This window comes from Dryocola boscaweniae, from assembly GCF_025215095.1.
Classification (GTDB): domain Bacteria; phylum Pseudomonadota; class Gammaproteobacteria; order Enterobacterales; family Enterobacteriaceae; genus Dryocola; species Dryocola boscaweniae.
Genome location: NZ_JALHAP010000076.1, coordinates 70,931 through 94,114, shown reverse-complemented (window position 1 = coordinate 94,114; position 23,184 = coordinate 70,931). Strand labels below are relative to the sequence as shown.

21 protein-coding genes, 1 pseudogene and 1 other annotated feature are annotated in these 23,184 nt (G+C 53.1%); of the genes and pseudogenes, 16 read left to right on the top strand and 6 right to left on the bottom strand.

Annotated elements, in window-relative coordinates:
- The first annotated feature begins 7 nt into the window (after nt 1-7).
- Together radA and nadR are read left to right on the top strand one after the other, a co-directional pair.
- Entirely contained in the window at nt 8-1,390 is a 1,383-nt protein-coding gene (gene radA, locus MUA00_RS08650) for a DNA repair protein RadA (RefSeq protein ID WP_271122694.1), read from the top strand.
- Between the two features lie 36 nt (nt 1,391-1,426).
- Complete coding sequence (gene nadR, locus MUA00_RS08645; protein WP_271122693.1) at nt 1,427-2,659, top strand: multifunctional transcriptional regulator/nicotinamide-nucleotide adenylyltransferase/ribosylnicotinamide kinase NadR; 1,233 nt, start codon at nt 1,427-1,429, stop codon at nt 2,657-2,659.
- Nucleotides 2,660-2,704: 45 nt separating this feature from the next.
- Here the strand turns inward: nadR and ettA are convergent, their stop codons facing one another.
- Nucleotides 2,705-4,372: an energy-dependent translational throttle protein EttA gene (gene ettA / locus MUA00_RS08640; RefSeq protein WP_271122692.1), complete on the bottom strand. Its 1,668-nt coding sequence runs from the start codon at nt 4,370-4,372 to the stop codon at nt 2,705-2,707.
- Nucleotides 4,373-4,765: 393 nt separating this feature from the next.
- Here ettA and sltY point away from each other — a divergent pair, with 393 nt between their 5' ends.
- Nucleotides 4,766-6,700 carry a murein transglycosylase gene (gene sltY / locus MUA00_RS08635; RefSeq protein ID WP_271122691.1) on the top strand — a complete coding sequence of 645 codons (1,935 nt, stop codon included), beginning with the start codon at nt 4,766-4,768 and terminating at the stop codon, nt 6,698-6,700.
- A 55-nt stretch (nt 6,701-6,755) separates the two neighbouring features.
- On the top strand, nt 6,756-7,085 hold the full coding sequence (gene trpR / locus MUA00_RS08630) for a trp operon repressor (protein ID WP_271122690.1): 330 nt from the start codon (nt 6,756-6,758) through the stop codon (nt 7,083-7,085).
- Here the strand turns inward: trpR and yjjX are convergent.
- Nucleotides 7,082-7,597: an inosine/xanthosine triphosphatase gene (gene yjjX, locus MUA00_RS08625; RefSeq protein ID WP_271122853.1), complete on the bottom strand. Its 516-nt coding sequence runs from the start codon at nt 7,595-7,597 to the stop codon at nt 7,082-7,084. The genes trpR and yjjX overlap by 4 nt on opposite strands.
- 53 nt (nt 7,598-7,650) lie before the next feature.
- Between yjjX and gpmB the strand changes: the two genes are divergently transcribed.
- Nucleotides 7,651-8,298 (top strand): 2,3-diphosphoglycerate-dependent phosphoglycerate mutase GpmB, encoded by a 648-nt coding sequence (gene gpmB, locus MUA00_RS08620; protein ID WP_271122689.1) that lies wholly within the window; start codon nt 7,651-7,653, stop codon nt 8,296-8,298.
- Here the strand turns inward: gpmB and robA are convergent.
- Nucleotides 8,295-9,164: an MDR efflux pump AcrAB transcriptional activator RobA gene (gene robA, locus MUA00_RS08615; protein ID WP_271122688.1), complete on the bottom strand. Its 870-nt coding sequence runs from the start codon at nt 9,162-9,164 to the stop codon at nt 8,295-8,297. The two genes, gpmB and robA, sit on opposite strands and share 4 nt — an antisense overlap.
- Nucleotides 9,165-9,371: 207 nt before the next feature.
- On the opposite strand from robA, the gene creA reads away from it, so the two are divergent.
- Nucleotides 9,372-9,842, top strand: coding sequence for a protein CreA (gene creA, locus MUA00_RS08610; protein WP_271122687.1), 471 nt, complete (start codon nt 9,372-9,374; stop codon nt 9,840-9,842).
- A 61-nt stretch (nt 9,843-9,903) separates the two neighbouring features.
- On the opposite strand, the gene arcA is transcribed toward creA, so the two are convergent.
- Nucleotides 9,904-10,620: a two-component system response regulator ArcA gene (gene arcA / locus MUA00_RS08605; protein WP_034459438.1), complete on the bottom strand. Its 717-nt coding sequence runs from the start codon at nt 10,618-10,620 to the stop codon at nt 9,904-9,906.
- A gap of 108 nt (nt 10,621-10,728) precedes the next feature.
- On the opposite strand from arcA, the pseudogene yjjY reads away from it, so the two are divergent.
- The 7 genes and pseudogenes from yjjY to MUA00_RS08575 all read left to right on the top strand — a co-directional run bounded on the left by yjjY (nt 10,729) and on the right by MUA00_RS08575 (nt 17,488).
- Nucleotides 10,729-10,870, top strand: a pseudogene (yjjY, locus tag MUA00_RS08600) (YjjY family protein).
- Between the two features lie 397 nt (nt 10,871-11,267).
- Complete coding sequence (locus MUA00_RS08595) at nt 11,268-11,996, top strand: tRNA/rRNA methyltransferase (protein WP_271122686.1); 729 nt, start codon at nt 11,268-11,270, stop codon at nt 11,994-11,996.
- Nucleotides 11,997-12,153: 157 nt separating this feature from the next.
- Complete coding sequence (thrL, locus tag MUA00_RS21300; protein WP_369123863.1) at nt 12,154-12,222, top strand: thr operon leader peptide; 69 nt, start codon at nt 12,154-12,156, stop codon at nt 12,220-12,222.
- Nucleotides 12,161-12,277 (top strand) — a sequence feature (Thr leader region). It overlaps the preceding gene by 62 nt.
- Before the next feature lie 26 nt (nt 12,278-12,303).
- Nucleotides 12,304-14,766 carry a bifunctional aspartate kinase/homoserine dehydrogenase I gene (gene thrA / locus MUA00_RS08590; protein ID WP_271122685.1) on the top strand — a complete coding sequence of 821 codons (2,463 nt, stop codon included), beginning with the start codon at nt 12,304-12,306 and terminating at the stop codon, nt 14,764-14,766.
- A 1-nt stretch (nt 14,767) separates the two neighbouring features.
- Nucleotides 14,768-15,697: a homoserine kinase gene (gene thrB, locus MUA00_RS08585; protein WP_271122684.1), complete on the top strand. Its 930-nt coding sequence runs from the start codon at nt 14,768-14,770 to the stop codon at nt 15,695-15,697.
- A 3-nt stretch (nt 15,698-15,700) separates the two neighbouring features.
- Nucleotides 15,701-16,987 carry a threonine synthase gene (gene thrC, locus MUA00_RS08580; RefSeq protein WP_271122683.1) on the top strand — a complete coding sequence of 429 codons (1,287 nt, stop codon included), beginning with the start codon at nt 15,701-15,703 and terminating at the stop codon, nt 16,985-16,987.
- Nucleotides 16,988-17,203: 216 nt separating this feature from the next.
- Nucleotides 17,204-17,488, top strand: a complete 285-nt coding sequence (locus MUA00_RS08575) for a DUF2502 domain-containing protein (RefSeq protein WP_271122682.1) — start codon at nt 17,204-17,206, stop codon at nt 17,486-17,488.
- A gap of 32 nt (nt 17,489-17,520) precedes the next feature.
- Here MUA00_RS08575 and yaaA read toward each other — a convergent pair whose 3' ends face one another.
- Both yaaA and MUA00_RS08565 read right to left on the bottom strand, forming a co-directional pair.
- A complete protein-coding gene (gene yaaA / locus MUA00_RS08570) occupies nt 17,521-18,294 on the bottom strand; it encodes a peroxide stress protein YaaA (protein WP_271122681.1) in 774 nt (257 codons plus the stop codon).
- A gap of 67 nt (nt 18,295-18,361) precedes the next feature.
- Entirely contained in the window at nt 18,362-19,807 is a 1,446-nt protein-coding gene (locus MUA00_RS08565; protein WP_271122680.1) for an alanine/glycine:cation symporter family protein, read from the bottom strand.
- A gap of 216 nt (nt 19,808-20,023) precedes the next feature.
- Between MUA00_RS08565 and tal the strand changes: the two genes are divergently transcribed.
- The 3 genes from tal to MUA00_RS08550 all read left to right on the top strand — a co-directional run bounded on the left by tal (nt 20,024) and on the right by MUA00_RS08550 (nt 23,121).
- Nucleotides 20,024-20,977, top strand: a complete 954-nt coding sequence (tal, locus tag MUA00_RS08560) for a transaldolase (protein ID WP_271122679.1) — start codon at nt 20,024-20,026, stop codon at nt 20,975-20,977.
- A gap of 108 nt (nt 20,978-21,085) precedes the next feature.
- Nucleotides 21,086-21,673, top strand: coding sequence for a molybdopterin adenylyltransferase (gene mog / locus MUA00_RS08555; RefSeq protein WP_271122678.1), 588 nt, complete (start codon nt 21,086-21,088; stop codon nt 21,671-21,673).
- Nucleotides 21,674-21,798: 125 nt separating this feature from the next.
- Nucleotides 21,799-23,121: an MFS transporter gene (locus MUA00_RS08550; RefSeq protein WP_271122677.1), complete on the top strand. Its 1,323-nt coding sequence runs from the start codon at nt 21,799-21,801 to the stop codon at nt 23,119-23,121.
- Nucleotides 23,122-23,184: the final 63 nt, after the last annotated feature.

Here is a 23,184-nt window from a genome sequence, read left to right as displayed (position 1 = left end):
TATTAAGGTGGCGAAAGCTCCAAAACGCGCATTTGTCTGTAATGAATGCGGTGCGGATTATCCGCGCTGGCAGGGGCAGTGCAGCGCCTGTCATGCCTGGAATACCATCACCGAAGTGCGCATTGCCGCCTCGCCAACCGTTGCGCGTAACGAACGCTTATCTGGCTACGCGGGCAGCGCAGGGGTCAGCCGGGTTCAAAAGCTCTCTGAAATTAGCCTCGAAGAGCTGCCGCGTTTCTCAACCGGCTTCAAAGAGTTTGACCGCGTGCTGGGCGGCGGCGTTGTACCCGGTAGCGCTATTCTGATTGGCGGCAACCCAGGCGCCGGTAAATCAACGCTGCTGCTGCAAACGCTGTGCAAACTCAGCGAGCAGATGAAAACGCTGTACGTCACGGGCGAAGAATCCTTGCAGCAGGTTGCTATGCGCGCCCATCGTTTAGGGCTGCCGACCGCGAATCTGAACATGCTTTCGGAAACCGGCATCGAGCAAATCTGCACGATCGCTGAAGAAGAAGCGCCGAAGCTGATGGTTATCGACTCCATCCAGGTTATGCACATGGCGGATGTACAATCTTCGCCGGGCAGCGTGGCGCAGGTGCGTGAATCTGCCGCTTACCTTACGCGCTTCGCCAAGACTCGGGGCGTGGCGATTATTATGGTTGGCCACGTGACCAAAGACGGTTCGCTTGCCGGTCCAAAAGTGCTTGAGCACTGCATCGACTGTTCGGTGATGTTAGATGGCGATGCCGATTCGCGCTTCCGCACGTTGCGTAGTCATAAAAACCGCTTTGGCGCGGTAAACGAACTGGGCGTATTCGCCATGACGGAACAGGGGCTACGTGAAGTCAGCAACCCTTCCGCTATCTTCTTAAGCCGCGGCGATGAAATCACGCCGGGCAGTTCGGTAATGGTGGTCTGGGAAGGCACGCGCCCGCTGTTGGTAGAAATTCAGGCGCTGGTGGATCAATCAATGATGTCCAACCCACGCCGCGTCGCCGTGGGACTTGAGCAAAACCGTCTCGCTATTTTGCTCGCCGTGCTGCACCGCCATGGCGGGCTGCAGATGGCGGATCAGGATGTCTTCGTAAACGTCGTCGGCGGCGTGAAGGTTACCGAAACCAGCGCCGATCTGGCATTGCTGCTGGCGATGGTTTCCAGCTTGCGAAACAGGGCGCTGCCGCAGGATTTGGTGGTCTTCGGCGAAGTGGGGCTGGCGGGAGAAATTCGCCCCGTGCCAAGCGGCCAGGAGCGCATCTCAGAAGCAGCAAAACACGGCTTTAAGCGAGCGATTGTTCCACAGGCTAACGTGCCGAAAAAAATACCGGAAGGGATGCAGGTTTTCGGCGTGAAAAAACTCTCGGATGCGCTGTCGGTCTTTGACGACTTATAATTGATTATTCGCCCATTTTTGCAGGAGGCAGGCAGCATGTCGTCTTTCGAGTACCTGAAGACCGCTATTCGTCAGCAGAGCGTTACGCTGCAGCAGGTCGCAGAAGCCTGCGGCATGACCAAGGGCTACCTTAGCCAGTTACTTAACGCCAAAATCAAAAGCCCGAGCGCTCAGAAACTCGAAGCGTTGCACCGTTTTCTTGGTCTGGAATTCCCAAGGCGCGAGAAAAAAGTCGGTGTGGTATTCGGTAAGTTTTATCCGCTGCATACCGGCCATATCTATTTAATTCAGCGCGCCGCAAGCCAGGTTGATGAGCTGCATATCATCATGGGCTATGACGAAACTCGCGACCGGTTGTTGTTTGAAGACAGCGCCATGTCTCAGCAGCCCACCACGGGCGACCGTCTGCGCTGGCTGCTACAGACCTTCAAATATCAGAAGAACATCCGTATCCATTCGTTTAACGAAGAAGGAATGGAGCCGTATCCGCACGGCTGGGATGTCTGGAGCCGGGGCATTAAAGCTTTTATGGAAAGCAAAGGCATCAATGCCGACCGTATCTACACCTCGGAAGAGAGCGATGCGCCGCGTTTTACGGAGCAGCTTGGCATTGAAACCGTGCTTATCGATCCGAAACGTACCTTTATGAATATCAGCGGCGGGCAGATTCGCGAAAACCCGTTCCGCTACTGGGAATATATTCCAACCGAGGTAAAACCCTTCTTTGTCAGAACCGTGGCGATTCTGGGCGGGGAGTCGAGCGGCAAGTCGTGGATGGTCAATAAGCTTGCCAATATCTTCAACACCACCAGCGCCTGGGAATACGGGCGGGATTATGTCTTCTCGCATCTCGGCGGCGATGAGATGGCGCTGCAGTATTCCGACTATGACAAAATCGCCATCGGACATGCTCAGTACGTCGATTTTGCGGTGAAATACGCCAATAAAGTGGCTTTTATCGACACCGATTTTGTCACCACTCAGGCTTTCTGTAAGAAATATGAAGGCCGCGAGCATCCATTCGTGCAGGCGCTTATCGACGAATACCGTTTTGACCTGGTTATCCTGCTTGAGAACAACACGCCCTGGGTAGCCGACGGTTTACGAAGCCTGGGCAGCGACGCGGACAGGAAATCGTTCCAGGATCTTTTGGTATCGATGCTTGAAGAGAACAACATCAGCTACGTGCACGTTGAAGAATCTGACTACGATTCCCGCTTCCTGCGCTGCGTTGAGCTGGTGAAGGATATGATTGGCGAGCAGGGGTAGCCTGTTTGCTTAAAAAAATGGGGCGCCTTGTGCGCCCCGTTTTCGTTACTTAGTAATACGTTTGTACTTAATACGCTTAGGTTCCAGCGCATCCGCACCCAGAGTGCGTTTTTTGTACTCTTCGTATTCGGTGAAGTTGCCTTCGAAGAATTCAACTTTTCCTTCATCCTGGTAATCCAGAATGTGGGTGGCGATACGGTCAAGGAACCAGCGGTCGTGCGAGATAACCATTGCACAGCCCGGGAACTCCAGCAGGGCGTTTTCTAATGCGCGCAGGGTTTCGATATCCAGGTCGTTGGTTGGTTCATCGAGCAGCAGCATGTTGCCGCCAACCTGCAGCAGCTTCGCCAGGTGCAGACGACCGCGTTCACCGCCGGACAGTTCGCCAACGCGCTTGCCCTGGTCAACGCCTTTGAAGTTAAAGCGGCCCACATAGGCGCGGCTTGGCATCTCGGTGTTGCCGATACGCATGATATCCTGGCCGCCGGAGACTTCTTCCCACACGGTTTTGCTGTTGTCCATCGCGTCGCGGAACTGATCGACGGAAGCCAGTTTCACGGTTTCGCCCAGCTCAATAGTGCCGCTGTCAGGCTGTTCCTGACCGGACATCATGCGGAACAGAGTGGATTTACCCGCGCCGTTCGGACCGATGATGCCGACAATCGCGCCTTTCGGTACGGAGAAGGACAGATCGTCAATCAGCAGGCGGTCGCCGTAGGATTTGCGCAGATTGGTAACCTCAACGACTTTATCGCCCAGACGTGCGCCCGGTGGAATAAACAGTTCGTTGGTTTCGTTACGTTTCTGGTATTCGGTGCTGTTGAGTTCTTCAAAGCGAGCCAGACGAGCTTTGCCTTTAGACTGACGGCCTTTCGCGCCCTGACGGACCCACTCCAGTTCTTTCTCAATAGATTTACGGCGCGCCGCTTCCTGGGAGGCTTCCTGCGCCAGGCGCTGGTCTTTTTGCTCAAGCCAGGAAGAGTAGTTGCCTTCCCACGGAATACCTTCGCCGCGGTCAAGCTCCAGGATCCAGCCCGCTACGTTGTCGAGGAAGTAACGGTCGTGGGTAATCGCCACAACGGTGCCTTCGAAGTCGTGCAGGAAGCGCTCAAGCCAGGCCACGGATTCCGCATCCAGGTGGTTGGTTGGTTCGTCGAGCAGCAGCATGTCTGGTTTTTCAAGCAGCAGGCGGCACAGCGCTACGCGGCGGCGTTCACCACCGGACAGGTTCGCGATTTTCGCATCCCAGTCCGGCAGACGCAGCGCGTCGGCTGCACGCTCAAGCTGTACGTTCAGGTTATGGCCGTCATGCGCCTGAATGATTTCTTCGAACTTGCCTTGCTGGGCTGCGAGCTTATCAAAGTCAGCATCCGGTTCGGCGTACAGCGCGTACACTTCATCCAGACCTTTCAGCGCGTTAACCACTTCGGAAACAGCTTCTTCAACGGACTCACGAACCGTGTGCTCAAGATTGAGCTGCGGTTCCTGAGGCAGGTAACCAATTTTCAGACCAGGTTGCGGACGGGCTTCGCCTTCAATCTCGGTATCAATGCCGGCCATAATGCGCAGCAGAGTGGATTTACCGGCACCGTTCAGACCCAGCACGCCGATCTTGGCGCCAGGGAAGAAACTGAGCGAGATATTTTTGAGAATATGACGTTTCGGCGGAACAACTTTGCCGACACGATGCATGGTATAAACGAATTGAGCCACAGTGCGACTTCGCCTCTTTTTCGTGATTTAAGGAGTAGCGTATCAGTGGCGAAGTGTAGCCGTTTTCAGCAGTTAATCCCAGCAGGGCACGCGGGTTGTGTTACCCAAAACCCGCTTAAAGCGTTTATTGGCAAAATATCTTCATCGGGCGTGGCGCAACGAGCGCCCCCTGGTTAGCATGAAGATGACGTGGCGGCATGATGCCGCCCTGAGATTGCTGACAAAAAAGAAAAAACGTGGTTTTTCCTTTTTTGTGGTCATCAGCCGAAAATCAATAAATTGATTTTTCCGTTAATTTTTCGGGTGACATCTTTCAGAACTTCGCAAGCCATGAGGTTTGTCATTAATCTGCGTGGCGGCATGATGCCGCCTTGATACATGTGAGGAGAACTTGTGGGGAAATCCAGACAAGTTGTATGGCGTATGTTGGCTGCAGGCGTTTGCCTGGCAACGCTCGCCGGTGTGGCTCGGGCTGATTCGCTCGACGAACAACGCAACCGATATGCACAAATCAAACAGGCATGGGATAACAAGCAAATGGATGTGGTGCAGCAGATGCTGCCCGGTTTGCAGGATTATCCGCTCTATCCTTATCTGCAATATCGCCTGCTCACCGATGATTTAATGAATGAGCCGACGGTGGCCGTCAGCCAGTTTATCCAGGCGAACCCAACGTTGCCTCCGGCGCGATTGCTGAAATCCCGTTTTGTAAATGAGCTGGCGCGTCGTGAAGACTGGCGCGGATTGCTGGCCTTTAGTCCGGAGGCGCCGGGCACCACAGAATCAAAATGTAATTACTACTACGCGAAATGGAATACCGGCCAGGCGGACGCCGCGTGGAGCGGAGCGAAAGAGCTGTGGCTGAGCGGTAAGAATTTACCTTCGAGCTGCGATCGTCTGTTCTCGGCATGGCGGTCATCCGGAACGCAGGATCCTCTGGCTTACCTGGAACGTATTCGTCTGGCGATGAAAGAAGGTAATACTTCGCTGGTGGTGAATCTGGCGAACCAGATGCCTGCGGATTACCAGACCATTGCCAGCGCGCTTATCAGCCTGCAAAACGATCCGAATACGGTGCTGACATTCGCCCGCACCGTTGGGGCGACAGACTTCACTCGCCAGGCGGCGGCGGTAGCGTTTACCCGTATTGCGCGCCAGGATGCGGAAAATGCACGACTGATGATCCCTTCTCTGGTGCAGGCCCAGCAGCTTAACGAAGATCAGGCTCAGGAGCTGAAAGAAACCGTTGCCTGGCGTCTGATGGGCAACGATATCACCTCTGAGCAAGCCAACTGGCGCGATGATGTGATCATGCGTTCGCAGTCCACCACGCTGGTTGAACGCCGCGTGCGTATGGCGCTGGGAGCAGGGGATCGCGCGGGGCTGAATACCTGGCTTGCGCGTTTGCCGATGGAAGCGAAAGAAAAAGATGAGTGGCGCTACTGGCAGGCCGATCTCCTGCTTGAGCGCGGGCGAGAAAATGAAGCGAAAGATATCCTGCGCTCGCTCACGCAGCAGCGTGGTTTCTATCCAATGATCGCAGCACAGCGTTTGGGGGAAGATTATCCTCTGCGCGTGGATAAAGCCGCTGCGGTAAACCCGGCGCTGGTGCAGGGGCCGGAAATGGCACGCGTGCGCGAGTTAATGTACTGGGGCATGGATAACACCGCTCGCAGTGAATGGGCGAATTTGATCACCAGCCGCAGCAAACCCGAGCAGGAAGGGCTGGCGCGTTATGCATTCGATCAAAACTGGTGGGATCTGAGCGTTCAGGCGACGATCGCAGGTAAATTGTGGGATCATCTCGAAGAGCGTTTCCCGCTGGCCTACAAAAATACTTTCGCGCGCTATGTCAGCGGCAAAGATATTACGCAAAGTTACGCGATGGCTATTGCCCGTCAGGAAAGCGCGTGGAATCCGAAAGTGCGCTCGCCGGTGGGGGCAAGCGGCCTGATGCAGGTGATGCCGGCCACGGCTGCGCACACCGTGAGTAAATTTGGCATTGCTGGGTATTCCAGCCCGAATCAACTGCTGGACCCGGATACCAATATCAATATTGGTACGACCTATCTGGAGTCGGTTTATCAGCAGTTTGGAAACAACCGTATTTTCTCATCGGCGGCTTATAACGCAGGGCCCGGACGAGTCAGAACCTGGCTTGGCAACAGCGCAGGGCGCATTGACGCAGTCGCTTTTGTGGAAAGTATTCCGTTCTCCGAAACGCGCGGCTATGTGAAAAACGTGCTCGCTTATGACGCGTACTATAAGCATTTCATGGGTAAATCAGACCCATTGTTAACGGACGCGGAGTGGCAACGGCGTTATTGATTTGAGGGAGTTTATGTTATGCTGCTGTACTAGTTAAATAGTATGGTGGCCTGACATGACTCAGCTCTCTCAATACTCGGCGGAGCAGGCCGAGCAAAGTAATCAGGAGTGGCTTCGCTTTGTGGATTTGCTGCAAAAATCTTTTGATAAGCAGCTTCACCTGCCGCTGTTAGCGCTATTACTCACGCCCGATGAGCGCGCCGCTTTGGGGACTCGCGTAAGAATTATCGAAGAGTTACTGAAAGGTGAAATGAGCCAGCGCGAGCTTAAAAATGAGCTTGGCGCCGGTATTGCTACTATTACCCGTGGTTCGAATAGCCTGAAATCCGCGCCGCCGGAACTTTGTCTTTGGCTGGAGCAGGAGCTATTACGCAAAGGCGACTAGCGGTAAATCTCGTTGTGGAACGGGCTCAAAGCTAATACTACCGCCTGGTGATAAACGCTGCTACGCGTGAGCTTCCCGGCGGTAAACACCCCAATCGCGCCTTCCTTGCGGCCAATCTTATCGATGCCAGTGTATTCCGACATAACCGGGCCAAGCGCTTCACCCGCTTTTACTTTCTGCAGAATAACTTCCGGTAACGGCAGCGTTGCTGAACGCGCTTCACCGCGTTGCGCCTGATTTTCAATAACCACCCAACTGAACGTGCTGCCTTCGTCTATCCCGGCTTCAATCGCGACCCAAAAATCCGCTTTCGGGCGAACCTGCCGGGCATTTATGACGCGGCTTCGTGCGCCAGTTCGCGTTTCAATGTTTCCAAATGGCTGTTCCGGCACGCCGCTCTCGACGACAACAGACTCTATATGGCAGGATCCTTCACCATAGATATCGTGAAATGCCTGCAAAATAGCATTAATTTTGGACGGATTGGTTGTGGCGCAGACAACATGGTACATAATCACTGAAACTCTAAAGATTTTTTGTTGCAGCAGTATAACGGATAAAAAGCATGTTACAGGTATACCTTGTTCGCCATGGTGAAACGCAGTGGAATGCGGAGCGCCGCATTCAGGGCCAGTCAGACAGCGCGCTGACTGAAAAAGGGGAACGTCAGGCCTGGCAAGTGGCTGAACGTGTGAAAGCCCTTGGTATTACTCATGTTATCGCCAGTGATTTAGGGCGTACGCGTCGTACGGCAGAGATTATCGCGCAGGCTTGTGGGTGCGATGTAACGCTTGACGCACGTCTGCGTGAACTGGATATGGGCGTGCTCGAACGCCGACATCTGGACACGCTAAGCGAAGAAGAAGAGGGCTGGCGTCGTCTGCTGGTAAACGGCACGCCGGATGGCCGCATTCCTGAAGGGGAATCGATGCTGGAAATGAGCAACCGTATGCACGCAGCGCTCAATGCCTGTCGCGACCTCCCTGCCGGCAGCCGTCCATTGCTGGTAAGCCACGGTATGGCGCTGGGCTGTCTGGTGAGTACAATTCTGGGCTTACCGGCCTGGGCAGAGCGCCGTTTGCGTTTGCGAAACTGTTCTATCTCGCGTGTCGACCATCAGGAAAGCCCGTGGCTTGCGCCAGGCTGGGTGGTTGAAACGGCAGGGGACATCTCGCATTTAGACGCCCCTGCGTTAGACGAACTGCAGCGTTAACGACGTACCGGGATTAAATATTCGCAACGGATTTGCAGCGGTCTATCTTCAACTCGAGCTTCTTCCTGCGGGAAGAAGCGCTCGATATCGTGGCCTTTGCGACGGGTCAGGTTCAGTGACGGCATACAGGTGCCGTAGACTGTCAGAATGAACTCCTGAAGCCCGGTGCCCGGCCCTTCATAGTTAAACTGAACGTAATCACCCCCTTCCAGCATGACCGGATGAGAATCCGGCAGGAAGCCGTTGGCCATTTCCGGCGACAGCGCTGTGGTGTAAAATACTTCCTGCTCGTCGTCCTTCTCAATGCTGGGGCGCGGTTCGTGCAAACCATACAACACGCGCGGGAGCGTAGGGGCATTGCCGAGGAATTGCGTCCAGAACTGAATGCGCATTTCGTTACGGAAATCTGAAATTTGCTCAAGCGTGCAGCTATAACTCTGTGTGACGCCAACCAGGTGCGTTTCCGGCAGAGTAACAAAATGAGCCTGCGGAAGGTTAAACTCGCCTAAACGCAGAGGCGGACACATACCAAAAGCGCTCCAGTCCGGTGAACGGCGATATAATGCCGGCGTCTGGGCGAACTGTTTTTTAAAGGCGCGGGTAAACGTCTGTTGCGAGTCGAAACGATACTGAAGGGCAATATCAAGAATAGGACGAGCGGTGAGGCGCAACGCCACGGCGGATTTTGATAAGCGACGCGCACGGATATAGGCGCCAATCGCATGCCCCGTAACGTCTTTGAACATCCTTTGTAGATGCCACTTGGAATAGCCTGCCTTTGCCGCCACATTATCCAGCGCAAGGGGTTGATCCAGATGGCTTTCCAGCCAGGTAAGCAGATCGCGAATGATCGCAGCCTGATCCATAAAATATCCTCATCCTGACAGAGCGGGTGCCGAAATTATGGCCGGATAATAGCATTTTTTGTTCTTTGGTCGTTCAGAGTTTTTTTTAGCAAGTTGTGCCAAAATCAGCTTGTCCTTCGGATGATTTGATTAATAACGTGATATTAAACGACTTTTTCCTCAAAGGATGAATAGTCAACCGGGGTAATCTTCATTAATGGTAACAATATGAAATATAAAGTTTTAGCCGCAGCGGGCGCATTGTTGATGTTGTCTCAGAACGTTTTTGCCGAACAAATCGGTTCAGTGGACACGGTGTTCAAGGTTTTTGGACCGGATCATAAAATTGTTGTTGAAGCTTTTGACGACCCGGATGTGAAGAATGTGACCTGTTACATTAGCCGGGCTAAAACCGGCGGTATCAAGGGCGGTTTAGGACTTGCTGAAGACACGGCTGATGCGGCCATTTCCTGCCAGCAGGTTGGGCCGGTAGAGCTTAGCGAGAAAATTAAAACCGGTAAGGCGCAGGGCGAAGTGGTATTCCAGAAGCGCACTTCTCTGGTATTTAAAAAGCTCCAGGTAGTGCGTTTTTATGATGCGAAGCGCAATACCCTGGCGTATCTGGCTTATTCTGACAAAGTAGTCGAGGGTTCGCCGAAGAACGCGCTGAGCGCCGTGCCGATTATGCCGTGGAATTAACAACAAAAGAAAAGGGCGGATTATCCGCCCTTTCGCAATACTGACTGCCGGTTAGCCTGAATTATTCCTGCAGGTCGCCGCAGAAACGATAACCTTCGCCGTGAATAGTGGCGATGATTTCAGGGGTGTCCGGCGTGGATTCGAAATGTTTACGAATACGGCGGATAGTAACGTCGACAGTACGATCGTGCGGCTTAAGTTCGCGCCCGGTCATTTTCTTCAGCAGCTCGGCGCGTGACTGAATTTTGCCTGGGTTTTCGCAGAAGTGCAGCATGGCGCGGAATTCACTGCGCGGCAGCTTATACTGTTCGCCGTTTGGACTAACCAGAGAGCGACTGTTGATATCCAGCTCCCATCCGTTGAACTTGTAGCTTTCAACAGAACGGCGTTCTTCGCTGATCGCACCCAGGTTCATCGTACGGGATAGCAGATTACGAGCACGAATAGTCAGCTCACGCGGGTTGAATGGCTTAGTGATGTAATCATCTGCGCCGATTTCAAGACCGAGGATTTTGTCTACTTCGTTATCGCGACCGGTCAGGAACATCAGCGCCACGTTGGCTTGCTCGCGCAGTTCGCGCGCCAGCAGCAGGCCATTTTTGCCCGGCAGGTTGATGTCCATAATGACCAGGTTGATATCATTATCTGAAAGGATTTGATGCATCTCTGCGCCATCAGTCGCTTCAAAGACATCGTAGCCTTCAGCTTCGAAAATGCTTTTTAACGTGTTGCGTGTTACTAACTCGTCTTCGACGATAAGAATGTGCGGGGTCTGCATGTTTGCTACCTAAATTGCCAACTAAATCGAAACAGGAAGTACAAAAGTCCCTGACCTGCCTGGTACATGTCATACCTAAAAGGTAAAAATTAACATGTCGGGCTAAACATGACTAAAGTACGTAATTGCGTTCTTGATGCACTTTCCATCAACGTCAACAACATCATTAGCTTGGTCGTGGGCGCTTTTCCCTCTGGACCCGACGGTGTCAAAAACGGCTGTTATCCTAACCATTTTAACAGCAACATAACAGGCAGGACCGCTTTAGACATCTGATAAAACTACGCTTCGTTGACATATATCAATTCCAATTGTAGCACGTTAACAGTTTGATGAAATCATCGTAGCGTATTGCTAGCTTGTGTCACAATTTTTTAATAATCAACGTAGTGACGCGTAAAAGATAATAAACCTGATAAATCAGATTTCGTTATGTTAATCAACGCCGTTTTTCCTGCAATAACCGTTAGATATCATCGGTTTTGCATCCATTGTTGAGCATTTTTCGCTTGAAAACTTATGTGTCTAATGTATGTGTTTATAACTTATATTGCGCTTGCGAATGTTGCATTAAAGTAAATTTGTGATGCGCATTATCATTTTTACCCGGGTTTTATCCGGCTTTGACGATTTTTAAGAGAGTTTTGATGCGTTTACCAATCATTCTGGTTTCCCCTGCCAGGGCCGAAAATGTCGGTGCCGCCGCCCGTGCGATGAAGACCATGGGCTTTACGGAATTGCGAATAGTTGCAAGCGATGCGCACCTGAAACCGGAAGCGCGCTGGGTGGCGCATGGCGCCGGAGACATCCTTGATAATGTTCAACATTTCGCAACGCTTGCCGACGCATTGCACGACGTAAATTTTAGCGTTGCGACGACCGCTCGCAGCCGGGCCAAATTTCATTACTATGCGACACCGCAGGAACTAGCGCCGTTGCTGGAAGAGAAACGTGAATGGGTCGGCACCGCCGCGCTGGTTTTTGGGCGGGAAGATTCCGGCCTGACCAATGAAGAACTGGAACTGGCCGATGTGCTGACCGGCGTGCCGATGGTAGCGGATTACCCCTCGCTGAATTTGGGGCAGGCGGTGATGGTTTATTGCTACCAACTTTCTTCTCTTATGCAACTGCCCGAAGTGCAAAAGCAGCAGGCGGATGCTCAACAATTGAGCGCATTACGTCAGCGTATTACCGCATTAACCACCCGGCTCGACGTTGCGGATGACCAAAAAATGGCCGACTGGCTACAGCAGCGCTTAGGTCTTTTAACCCAGCGAGATACCGCCATGCTGCACCGGTTGCTGCACGATATCGAAATAAATTTGCCAGTGAATAATCCTGATGAAAAGGCTTTTGATAGCGATAATACGGAATAATATCCATAGCAAAATAGCGTAATTGTGCCATTTATGGCCTGTTTGTTAGCGTGCGAGTGGAAAGTAAACCAGCGTGACAAAAGTAAAAATAAATTGACTTAACCAGGCGGATACTTTAACCAATATAGGTAAATCAGATTAAGAGCACACAACATCCATGATTCGCCTCAGCCCAATGACCACAATTATTACAACCACCATTACCACAGGTAACGGTGCGGGCTGACGCATACAGGAAAAACGAAAAAAGCCCGCACCTGAACAGTGCGGGCTTTTTTTTCGACTAAAAATCAAGGGGTAATATCCAATGCGAGTGTTGAAATTCGGTGGTACATCAGTGGCAAATGCGGAGCGTTTTCTCCGTGTTGCCGATATCCTGGAAAGTAATGCCAAACAGGGGCAGGTGGCGACCGTGCTGTCTGCCCCGGCAAAAATTACCAATCACCTGGTGGCGATGATTGAAAAAACCATCGGTGGACAGGATGCGCTGCCGAACATCAGCGATGCGGAGCGTATTTTTAGCGAGTTGCTTAACGGACTTGCTGAGGCGCAACCCGGTTTCCCGCTCGCTAAGCTTAAAGCCTTTGTTGAACAAGAATTCGCCCAGCTCAAACATGTTCTGCATGGCATCAGCCTTCTGGGACAGTGCCCGGACAGCATTAATGCGGCAATCATTTGCCGTGGCGAAAAGCTCTCTATCGCTATCATGGCGGCACTGCTTGAAGCCCGCGGTCACAACGTAACCGTTATCGATCCGGTCGAAAAATTACTCGCCGTCGGGCATTACCTCGAGTCCACCGTTGATATTACCGAATCCACTCGTCGCATTGCCGCCAGCCGCATCCCGGCTGACCATATGGTATTAATGGCGGGCTTTACTGCCGGTAATGAAAAGGGCGAGCTTGTCGTGCTTGGCCGTAACGGTTCCGATTATTCCGCTGCGGTGCTGGCCGCGTGTTTACGCGCCGATTGTTGTGAAATCTGGACTGACGTCGACGGCGTTTATACCTGCGACCCGCGCCAGGTTCCCGACGCCCGGTTATTGAGATCGATGTCGTATCAGGAAGCCATGGAGCTTTCCTACTTCGGCGCTAAAGTCCTTCATCCCCGCACCATTACCCCTATCGCCCAATTCCAGATCCCTTGCCTTATCAAAAATACCGGCAACCCACAGGCGCCAGGCACGCTGATCGGCGCTGAAAGCGATGAAGACGATCTGCCGGTTAAGGGCATCACCAATCTTAACAACATGGCGATGTTCAACGTTTCGGGGCCGGGCATGAAAGGCATGGTCGGCATGGCAGCCCGTGTTTTCGCCGCGATGTCCGGCGCGGGTATTTCTGTGGTGCTGATCACGCAGTCTTCCTCTGAATACAGCATTAGCTTCTGTGTGCCGCAGGGCGATTGCGGTCGTGCGCGCCGCGCTATGGAAGAAGAGTTTTATCTGGAGCTGAAAGAGGGCCTGCTTGAGCCGCTGGCGATCATGGAGCACCTGGCAATCATCTCAGTCGTGGGCGACGGCATGCGCACGTTACGGGGTATTTCCGCAAAATTCTTTGCGGCGCTGGCTCGTGCGAACATCAACATCGTGGCAATCGCGCAGGGATCCTCTGAGCGTTCCATTTCCGTTGTGGTCAGCAACGATGATGCGGTTACCGGCGTGCGCGTCACCCACCAGATGCTGTTCAATACCGACCAGGTTATCGAACTGTTCCTGATTGGCGTGGGCGGCGTGGGCGCCGCGCTGCTTGAGCAGGTGAAACGTCAGCAGGCATGGCTGAAAAAGAAACATATCGATCTGCGCGTCTGCGGGGTGGCAAATTCAAAGGCCCTGCTGACCAACGTACACGGCCTGGATCTGGAAAACTGGCAGGCGGAACTGGCCGAAGCCAAAGAGCCGTTTAATCTGGGCCGACTTATCCGTCTGGCAAAAGAATATCACCTGCTGAACCCGGTCATCGTCGACTGTACTTCAAGCCAGGCGGTGGCGGATCAGTATGCCGATTTCCTCGGCGAAGGTTTTCACGTGGTGACGCCAAATAAAAAGGCGAACACCTCTACCATGAATTACTACCACCAGATGCGTAACGCGGCGGCGAAATCGCGTCGTAAATTCCTCTACGATACTAACGTTGGCGCGGGTTTGCCGGTTATTGAAAACCTGCAAAATTTGCTGAATGCGGGCGATGAATTACGCCGTTTCTCTGGCATTCTTTCTGGTTCTTTGTCATTTATTTTCGGCAAGCTTGATGAAGGGATGAGCCTGTCAGAAGCGACGCGTGTAGCACGGGAAATGGGATATACCGAACCCGATCCGCGCGACGATCTTTCCGGAATGGATGTAGCGCGCAAGCTGTTGATCCTGGCCCGTGAAACGGGCAGCAACCTTGAGCTTTCCGATATCGTAATCGAGCCGGTTTTACCTCAATCCTTTGACTCAGCCGGGGATGTCGAGTCGTTTATGGCGCGTTTACCGCAACTGGACGATGATTTTGCTGCTCGCGTGGCGAAGGCGCGCGATGAAGGTAAAGTGCTGCGTTTTGTGGGCGCGATCGAAGAAGACGGCAGTTGCAAAGTTAAAATTGACGCCGTGGACGGTAACGATCCACTGTATAAGGTGAAAAACGGCGAGAACGCCCTGGCTTTCTACAGCCACTATTATCAGCCGCTGCCTCTTGTATTGCGCGGCTACGGTGCGGGCAACGATGTCACTGCTGCCGGTGTTTTTGCGGACCTATTGCGCACCCTGTCATGGAAGTTAGGAGTTTAAGATGGTTAAAGTATATGCCCCGGCGAGCAGCGCAAATATGAGCGTCGGCTTTGATGTTTTGGGCGCGGCAGTTTCGCCGATAGATGGCTCGCTGCTGGGAGATTACGTCACGGTTGAAGCGGCGGATTCCTTCAGCCTTAACAACATCGGGCGCTTCGCCAGTAAATTACCGTCTGAACCTCGTGAGAATATCGTTTATCAGTGCTGGGAACGCTTCTGCCAGGAGATCGGCAAAAATATTCCCGTGGCGATGACGCTGGAAAAAAGTATGCCGATTGGCTCGGGGCTTGGCTCCAGCGCCTGTTCTGTCGTCGCAGGTTTAATGGCGATGAACGAATACTGCGGCAAGCCGCTCAGCGATAATCGCCTGCTCAGCCTGATGGGCGAGCTGGAAGGGCGCATTTCCGGCAGCGTTCACTATGATAACGTCGCGCCTTGCTTCCTCGGCGGCATGCAGTTGATGATCGAAGAAAACGGTATTATCAGCCAGTCGGTCCCCGGGTTTGACGAGTGGCTGTGGGTGCTGGCGTATCCGGGGATTAAAGTTTCTACTGCCGAGGCTCGGGCTATTCTTCCTGCGCAGTATCGCCGCCAGGATTGCATCAGCCACGGCCGCCATCTTGCAGGCTTTATTCACGCCTGCCATACCCGCCAGCCGCAGCTTGCGGCGAAGCTGATGCGTGATGTCATTGCCGAGCCGTATCGCGCTAAATTGCTGCCGCGTTTTAGCGAAGCGCGTCAGGCCGCGGCGGACATTGGCGCTCTGGCTAGCGGAATTTCGGGGTCCGGCCCGACCTTATTTGCGCTGTGCGATAACACTGATACCGCACAACGCGTGGCTGACTGGTTAGGCCAACATTATTTGCAGAACCAGGAAGGTTTTGTACATATTTGCCGTCTGGATACGGCTGGCGCACGAGTTCTGGGATAACGCATGAAACTGTATAACCTTAAAGATCATAACGAGCAGGTCAACTTTGCCCAGGCGGTTACGCAGGGCCTGGGAAAACAGCAGGGGCTATTTTTCCCTCACGACTTGCCTGAGTTCGAACTAACCGAAATCGACGAAATGCTGAAAATGGATTTCGTTTCGCGCAGCAGCAAAATTCTGTCTGCTTTCATCGGCGATGAAATTCCGCAGGATGAGCTTCTTGAGCGAGTACGCGCGGCTTTTGCTTTCCCGGCTCCGGTGAAAAGCGTCGAGCCGGATATTGGCTGTCTTGAGCTGTTCCACGGCCCGACTCTGGCTTTTAAAGATTTCGGCGGCCGTTTTATGGCGCAGATGCTGACCCACATCAGCGGCGACAAACCGGTAACTATTTTAACGGCTACTTCAGGCGATACCGGTGCTGCGGTCGCTCACGCGTTTTATGGATTGGAGAATGTGCGTGTTGTCATTCTTTATCCACGTGGCAAAATCAGCCCGCTGCAGGAAAAACTGTTCTGTACCCTTGGCGGCAATATTGAAACCGTGGCCATTGATGGCGATTTTGATGCCTGCCAGGCGCTGGTCAAACAGGCGTTCGACGACGAAGAGCTGAAGGTTGCGCTGGGGTTAAACTCCGCCAACTCCATCAACATCAGTCGCCTGCTGGCGCAAATTTGCTATTACTTCGAAGCCGTGGCGCAGTTGCCGCAGGAAGCCCGCAATCAGCTAGTGATTTCCGTGCCGAGCGGTAACTTTGGCGATCTGACGGCTGGCCTGCTGGCAAAATCGCTTGGTTTGCCGGTCAAACGCTTTATCGCAGCCACTAACGCCAACGATACGGTTCCGCGTTTCCTGGCCGACGGGAAATGGACCCCAAACACAACCGTCGCCACGCTTTCTAACGCCATGGATGTCAGCCAGCCAAATAACTGGCCGCGTGTGGAAGAATTATTCCGCCGTAAAATCTGGCGACTGACCGACCTGGGTTATGCCGCGCTGAACGACGAAGAGACGAAGCAGGCGATGCTTGAGCTGCGGGCGAAGGGCTATATTTCCGAACCTCATGCCGCGATTGCCTGGCGCGCGCTGCGCGACCAGCTTCAGCCGGGCGAATACGGGCTGTTCCTTGGCACGGCGCACCCGGCGAAGTTTAAAGAGAGCGTTGAAGACATTCTTGGGGAAACGCTGCCGCTGCCGGAAGAACTGGCGTCGCGTGCCGATTTGCCGTTGCTGTCTCATAATCTGCCGGCGGATTTTGCCGCGCTGCGTGAATTAATGATGGTTAAAGCCTGATAATCTGCAAAGCTTCAAACGAACCACTCTTCGGAGTGGTTTTTTTATGGCTAATTATGGAGAAAATAAGCAGGAATCAAGGAGGGATAAAGTAGAAATTCCCATAAAATGCGGGCACTTAGATATTAGGATTGCAGAGGATAACAACCTGGCGCCAATCGTCATAATCTCTCCCTAACGACCCATATCGGGACATGAAGTAGTAAGGAGTGACTTATGTTGAAATCTATCGTTCTGGCGTTATCGATTCTGGTGGTGACTCCTCTGGCCGCGCAGGCTGCTGAAATAACCCTGGTTCCGGCAGTGAAGCTGCAGATTGGCGATCGGGATAATCATGGTAACTACTGGGATGGCGGCCACTGGCGCGACCACGGCTGGTGGGGCAATCATTACGAATGGCGCGGCAATCGCTGGCAGCCGCATGGCGGCCCTGACCGCCACTATGATCGTCATGACCACCATGATAATGATCGCTATGATAAGCACCGGAACCACCACTAAAAGAAACGCCAGCTTTACGCTGGCGTTTTGCTTTATTGTTCGTGGCGCTTAAACACCAGTTCGTTTTTAGCGGATGCCGCTTCATCAAAGAAGTAGCCATCGGTATTAAACGCTTTGAGCTGCTCAGGTTTGGTGAGGCGATTTTCGATGATATAGCGGCTCATCAATCCGCGGGCTTTCTTGGCATAGAAGCTGATAACTTTAAACTTGCCGTTTTTCTCATCCAGGAAGACGGGCTTAATAATGTCAGCCTGCAGCTTCTTAGGTTTTACCGCTTTAAAATACTCATCTGAAGCCAGGTTTATCAGGATATTGTCGCCCTGATCCGCCAGCGTCTGCTTCAGCTTGTCGGTAATCGTTTCTCCCCAGAAGTGGTAAAGGTCTTTGCCTTGCGGATTCTCCAGACGAATTCCCATCTCCAGACGATACGGCTGCATCAGATCTAACGGACGCAGCACGCCATACAACCCCGACAGCATGCGCAAATGCTTTTGGGCGTAATCAAAGTCTGCATCGCTGAATTTTTCAGCCTGCAAGCCGGTATACACATCGCCTTTAAAAGCCAGAATAGCCTGACGCGCATTCTGCGGGGTGAAATCCGGGTGCCATTCATGGAAGCGAGTTGCATTGAGCGAAGCAAGCTTGTCGCTGATGCTCATAAGCGAGGCAATTTGCGGCGCGCTGAGCTTGCGGGCGATGCCGATTAGCTGCTGGGAATATTCCAACAGTTCCGGTTGGGTGTAGCGTTCTGTTGGCAGATCGCTTTGATAATCAAGCGTTTTAGCGGGGGAAATAACAATTAGCATGTTCGCTCCTTGAAAATTATGCGCTTACTTTAGCAAATTTCCTGAAAGTATCCGCCGATGGTTGCGATTAACGCCTGGTTTTGGTGACGTTCAGGTTGTCCCATACGCCCGGCGCCAACTGGTTTTTGATTTCGGGGAAACGATTCGGATCAAATACCGGCGTTACGCCAAGTTTCTGCTGACGAAGATAGTCTGCGGTAATGTCCCGTACTACTGGTGAAAGCAAAAGAATAGCGCTGAGGTTGGTTATCGCCATAAACGCCATCGCCACGTCGGCAAGCTGCCACACCAGCGGCAGGGGAGAAAGAGTGCCAAACATCACCATCACTAAAGCAAGGCTGCGAAACAGCACCAGCGTAAACGGATTTTTTTGCTGCAAAAATAGCAGGTTGTTTTCGGCGTATGCGTAATTCGCCACAATGGAAGTAAAGGCGAACAGAAAGACGATAAAAGCGATAAATCCCGAAGCCCAGCCGCCAACCATGCCGCTGAGGGCTATTTGCACAAGGGCTATGCCGTCGGTGCTGGTTGTTGGGTTATCGAGTATTCCGGATAAAAGGACAATAGCCGCCGTGGCGGTACAAATAATTACGGTATCGATAAACACGCCGAACATTTGCAACAACCCCTGCGAGGCCGGGTGCGGTGGCCATGCAGACGCGGCAGCGGCAGCATTAGGCGTTGATCCCATTCCCGCCTCGTTAGAAAACATGCTGCGCTGGAAGCCGGTGGTAATCGCCTGGCTTAGCGTAAAGGCTAATGCGCCTGAAGCCGCTTCCTGCCAGCCAAAAGCGCTTTTTATCACCAGCATGATTACATCCGGCACGCGATCGATATGCAGCGCGACGACATACACGCTCATCATCACCCAGATTATCGCCATGAAAGGCACCAGAAACTGCGCAAGGCGTGCCGTGCCGCGCATACCGCCCCAAATAACGCCGGCGGTCAGCACAGCCAGCAAAATGCCGGACCAGGTTTTCGGGACGGCAAAGGCGTGATTTAACGCATTGGCAATGGAATTGGCCTGCACCGCGTTGAAAATCAGCCCGAAGGCGAGCATCAAAAAGAGGGAGAACATCACTCCCATCCAGCGCATTCCCAGACCGCTTTCCATATACCAGGCCGGGCCGCCGCGATAGTTGCCTTCGCTGTCACGACGTTTGTAGAGCTGCGCCAAGGAACATTCTGCAAATGCAGTCGCCATGCCAATAAGCGCGACGACCCACATCCAGAAAATCGCGCCGGGGCCGCCCATCGTTAGCGCCAGCGCAACCCCTGCGATATTGCCGCTGCCGACGCGTGCGGCAAGGCTTGTGCAAAGCGCCTGAAAGGGAGAAATGCCAGCTTTATCACGAGAGGATGGCGGGCTGATAAGCGCGCGAAACTGAGTGAAATAGCGGAACTGGACAAAACCGCAGCGAAAAGTAAACCAGATGCCTGCGCCAATAAGCAGGTAAATCAGCACGGATCCCCACAGTACATCATTGATAAAGTGAAGGAAATCGGTCATTAACATTCCTCTTGTCAATGCGTGACAGCTCCGGACAGGAGGCTTCGATAACGCACAGTCCATTACATCGCAGGCAAATATTACAGGGAGTTTATCATATTTATGTCCGCCTTCTGTGCGGGTATTGCTACGGTTGCACCTGACTTGCGTCGTGATATCATCAGGCAAGACCGGTTACATCTCCCTAACAAGCTACACCTGACGAGAAACACTATCATGACGGATAAATTGACCTCCCTGCGTCAGCTAACCACAGTGGTTGCTGACACCGGAGATATCGCGGCAATGAAGCTGTACCAGCCGCAGGATGCTACAACTAACCCTTCCCTGATTCTGAACGCAGCGCAAATCCCTGAATACCGCAAACTGATTGACGATGCGGTGACGTGGGCGCGCGAGCAGAGCAGCGACCGTGCACAGCAGGTAGTGGACGCCACCGACAAGCTTGCGGTAAACATTGGTCTGGAAATCCTGAAGCTGATCCCAGGCCGCATTTCTACTGAAGTTGACGCTCGTCTGTCCTACGACACCGAAGCGAGCATCGCGAAAGCCAAACGCCTGATCAAACTGTACAACGACGCGGGCATCAGCAACGATCGCATCCTGATCAAACTGGCTTCTACCTGGCAGGGCATTCGTGCCGCTGAGCAGTTAGAAAAAGAAGGCATCAACTGTAACCTGACCCTGCTGTTCTCCTTTGCTCAGGCTCGTGCTTGCGCAGAAGCGGGCGTGTTCCTGATTTCTCCGTTTGTTGGCCGTATCCTCGACTGGTACAAAGCCAACACCGACCAGAAAGAATACGCAGCGTCCGAAGATCCGGGCGTGGTTTCCGTCGCTGAAATCTACCAGTATTACAAACAGCACGGCTACGAGACCGTCGTCATGGGCGCAAGCTTCCGTAACGTTGGCGAAATCCTTGAGCTGGCTGGCTGTGACCGTTTAACTATCGCGCCTGCGCTGCTTAAAGAACTGGCGGAAAGCGAAGGCGCGGTTGAGCGTAAACTGGCGTACAGCGGCGAGGTGAAAGCGCGTCCTGAACGTATCACTGAATCCCAGTTCCTGTGGCAGCACAACCAGGACCCAATGGCCGTTGATAAACTGGCGGACGGTATCCGCAAGTTTGCTATCGACCAGGAAAAGCTGGAAAAAATGATCGGCGATCTGCTGTAATCATTAGCGTGGCCGGAGTTCCCGGCCACGCTTTTTAGTGTTATCCCCTGTCTGCAAATCCCTTCGCCGTGTATCATTCTGTCCAGGTTTTGACTTCCCGGGAATGATATGAATACCTTACGCATCGGTTTAGTTTCCATCTCTGACCGCGCCTCAAGCGGCGTTTATCAGGATAAAGGCATTCCAGCACTGATTGCCTGGCTGGAACGTACGCTCACAACCCCTTTCCAGATTGAAACGCGCCTGATCCCAGACGAGCAATCGATAATCGAACAAACACTTTGCGAGTTGGTTGATGAAATGGCCTGCCATCTTGTGCTGACTACTGGCGGAACCGGCCCGGCTCGCCGCGATGTGACGCCAGATGCAACGCTTGCCATCGCCGACCGCGTAATGCCGGGCTTCGGCGAGCAGATGCGCCAGATAAGTCTGCATTTTGTGCCGACGGCTATCCTTTCCCGTCAGGTGGGCGTGATTCGTAAACAGGCGCTGATCCTCAACCTGCCCGGGCAGCCGAAGTCAATTCAGGAAACCCTTGAAGGCGTGAAGGATGAAAACGGAAAAGCGCTCGTGCCTGGCATATTTGCCAGTGTACCGTATTGTGTACAATTGCTTGAGGGGCCATATATCGAAACCGATCCGCAAGTAGTAGCAGCTTTCCGCCCCAAGAGCGCAATCCGCGAAACAAAATCCTAAATTTAAGGCGTTTATGACATAAGATGTAGCGTCTATGGAGTGCTGGTTTTTAACCGTTATAGTAATGTTTGCTTTACAGCTAAACGGAAAATAATTATCACACTCCTCTTTACGCGCGGTTCCTTATGTCCATACAAACAGCAACGCCACCAGCAAGACCTCTGAACCGTCAGGATTATAGAACCCTGACTCTGGCCGCCCTCGGCGGCGCGCTCGAATTCTACGACTTCATTATCTTTGTGTTTTTTGCCACGGTCGTAGGCGCCCTCTTTTTCCCTGCGGATATTCCGGAATGGCTGCGCCAGGTGCAAACCTTCGGCATTTTTGCCGCCGGTTATCTGGCTCGTCCGCTAGGCGGCATCGTGATGGCCCATTTTGGCGATCTTGTTGGGCGTAAGAAGATGTTCACGCTAAGTATCCTGTTGATGGCTTTGCCGACGCTGGCGATCGGCTTGCTGCCGACCTATAACACGCTTGGCATCGCGGCTCCTTTGCTTCTGCTGCTGATGCGTGTCCTTCAGGGGGCTGCGATTGGCGGTGAAGTGCCTGGCGCATGGGTGTTCGTTGCCGAGCATGTTCCTTATAAACGCATCGGCATCGCCTGCGGAACGCTAACGGCCGGGCTGACGGTGGGAATTTTGCTCGGCTCCGTTGTGGCAACCATCATCAATACTTCGATGACTCAGGAAGCCATTCATAACGGTGGCTGGCGTATTCCGTTTTTCCTTGGCGGTATTTTCGGGCTGGTGGCGATGTATTTACGTCGCTGGCTGCAGGAAACGCCGATCTTTATTGAGATGCAAAAGCGCAAAGCGCTGGCTGAAGAGCTGCCGCTCAAGTCCGTAGTGGTTAACCATAAGAAAGCGGTTGTGGTTTCTATGCTGCTAACCTGGCTGCTTTCAGCGGGTATCGTGGTGGTGATTTTAATGGCGCCGACCTGGCTGCAAAAACAGGTGGGTATTGCGCCCGCGTTGACGCTTCAGGCGAATAGCATCGCCACTATTATGCTGTGCGTTGGCTGTATTGCCGCGGGCCTGGTTATCGACCGTATCGGCGCGAGCAAAACCTTTATTATCGGCAGCCTGTTGCTTGCAGCCTGTAGCTGGATGTTTTATCACCTTACCCCAATCTATCCTGAGCACCTGTTTGTGCTGTATGGCCTGGCAGGATTGAGCGTTGGGGTTGTCGGCGCGGTGCCGTTTGTCATGGTGCGGGCGTTCCCGGCGGAAGTCCGTTTCACCGGCATCTCTTTCTCTTATAACGTGTCGTACGCCATTTTCGGCGGCCTCACGCCAATCTTTGTCACCATGCTAATGGGCGTTTCGCCAATGGCGCCGGCCTGGTATGTACTGGCGCTGGCTCTGGTGGGATTAGCGCTGGGGATCTGGCTGCGCCAGGATTTGAATCATGAAGATGTGGTGGTAGAAAGACCGTTGCAACATTCATAAAAAAAGCGGAGCCCGGCTCCGCTTTTTATTGTCACCCCTAAACCACCTCCCAGGGAGGTGGTG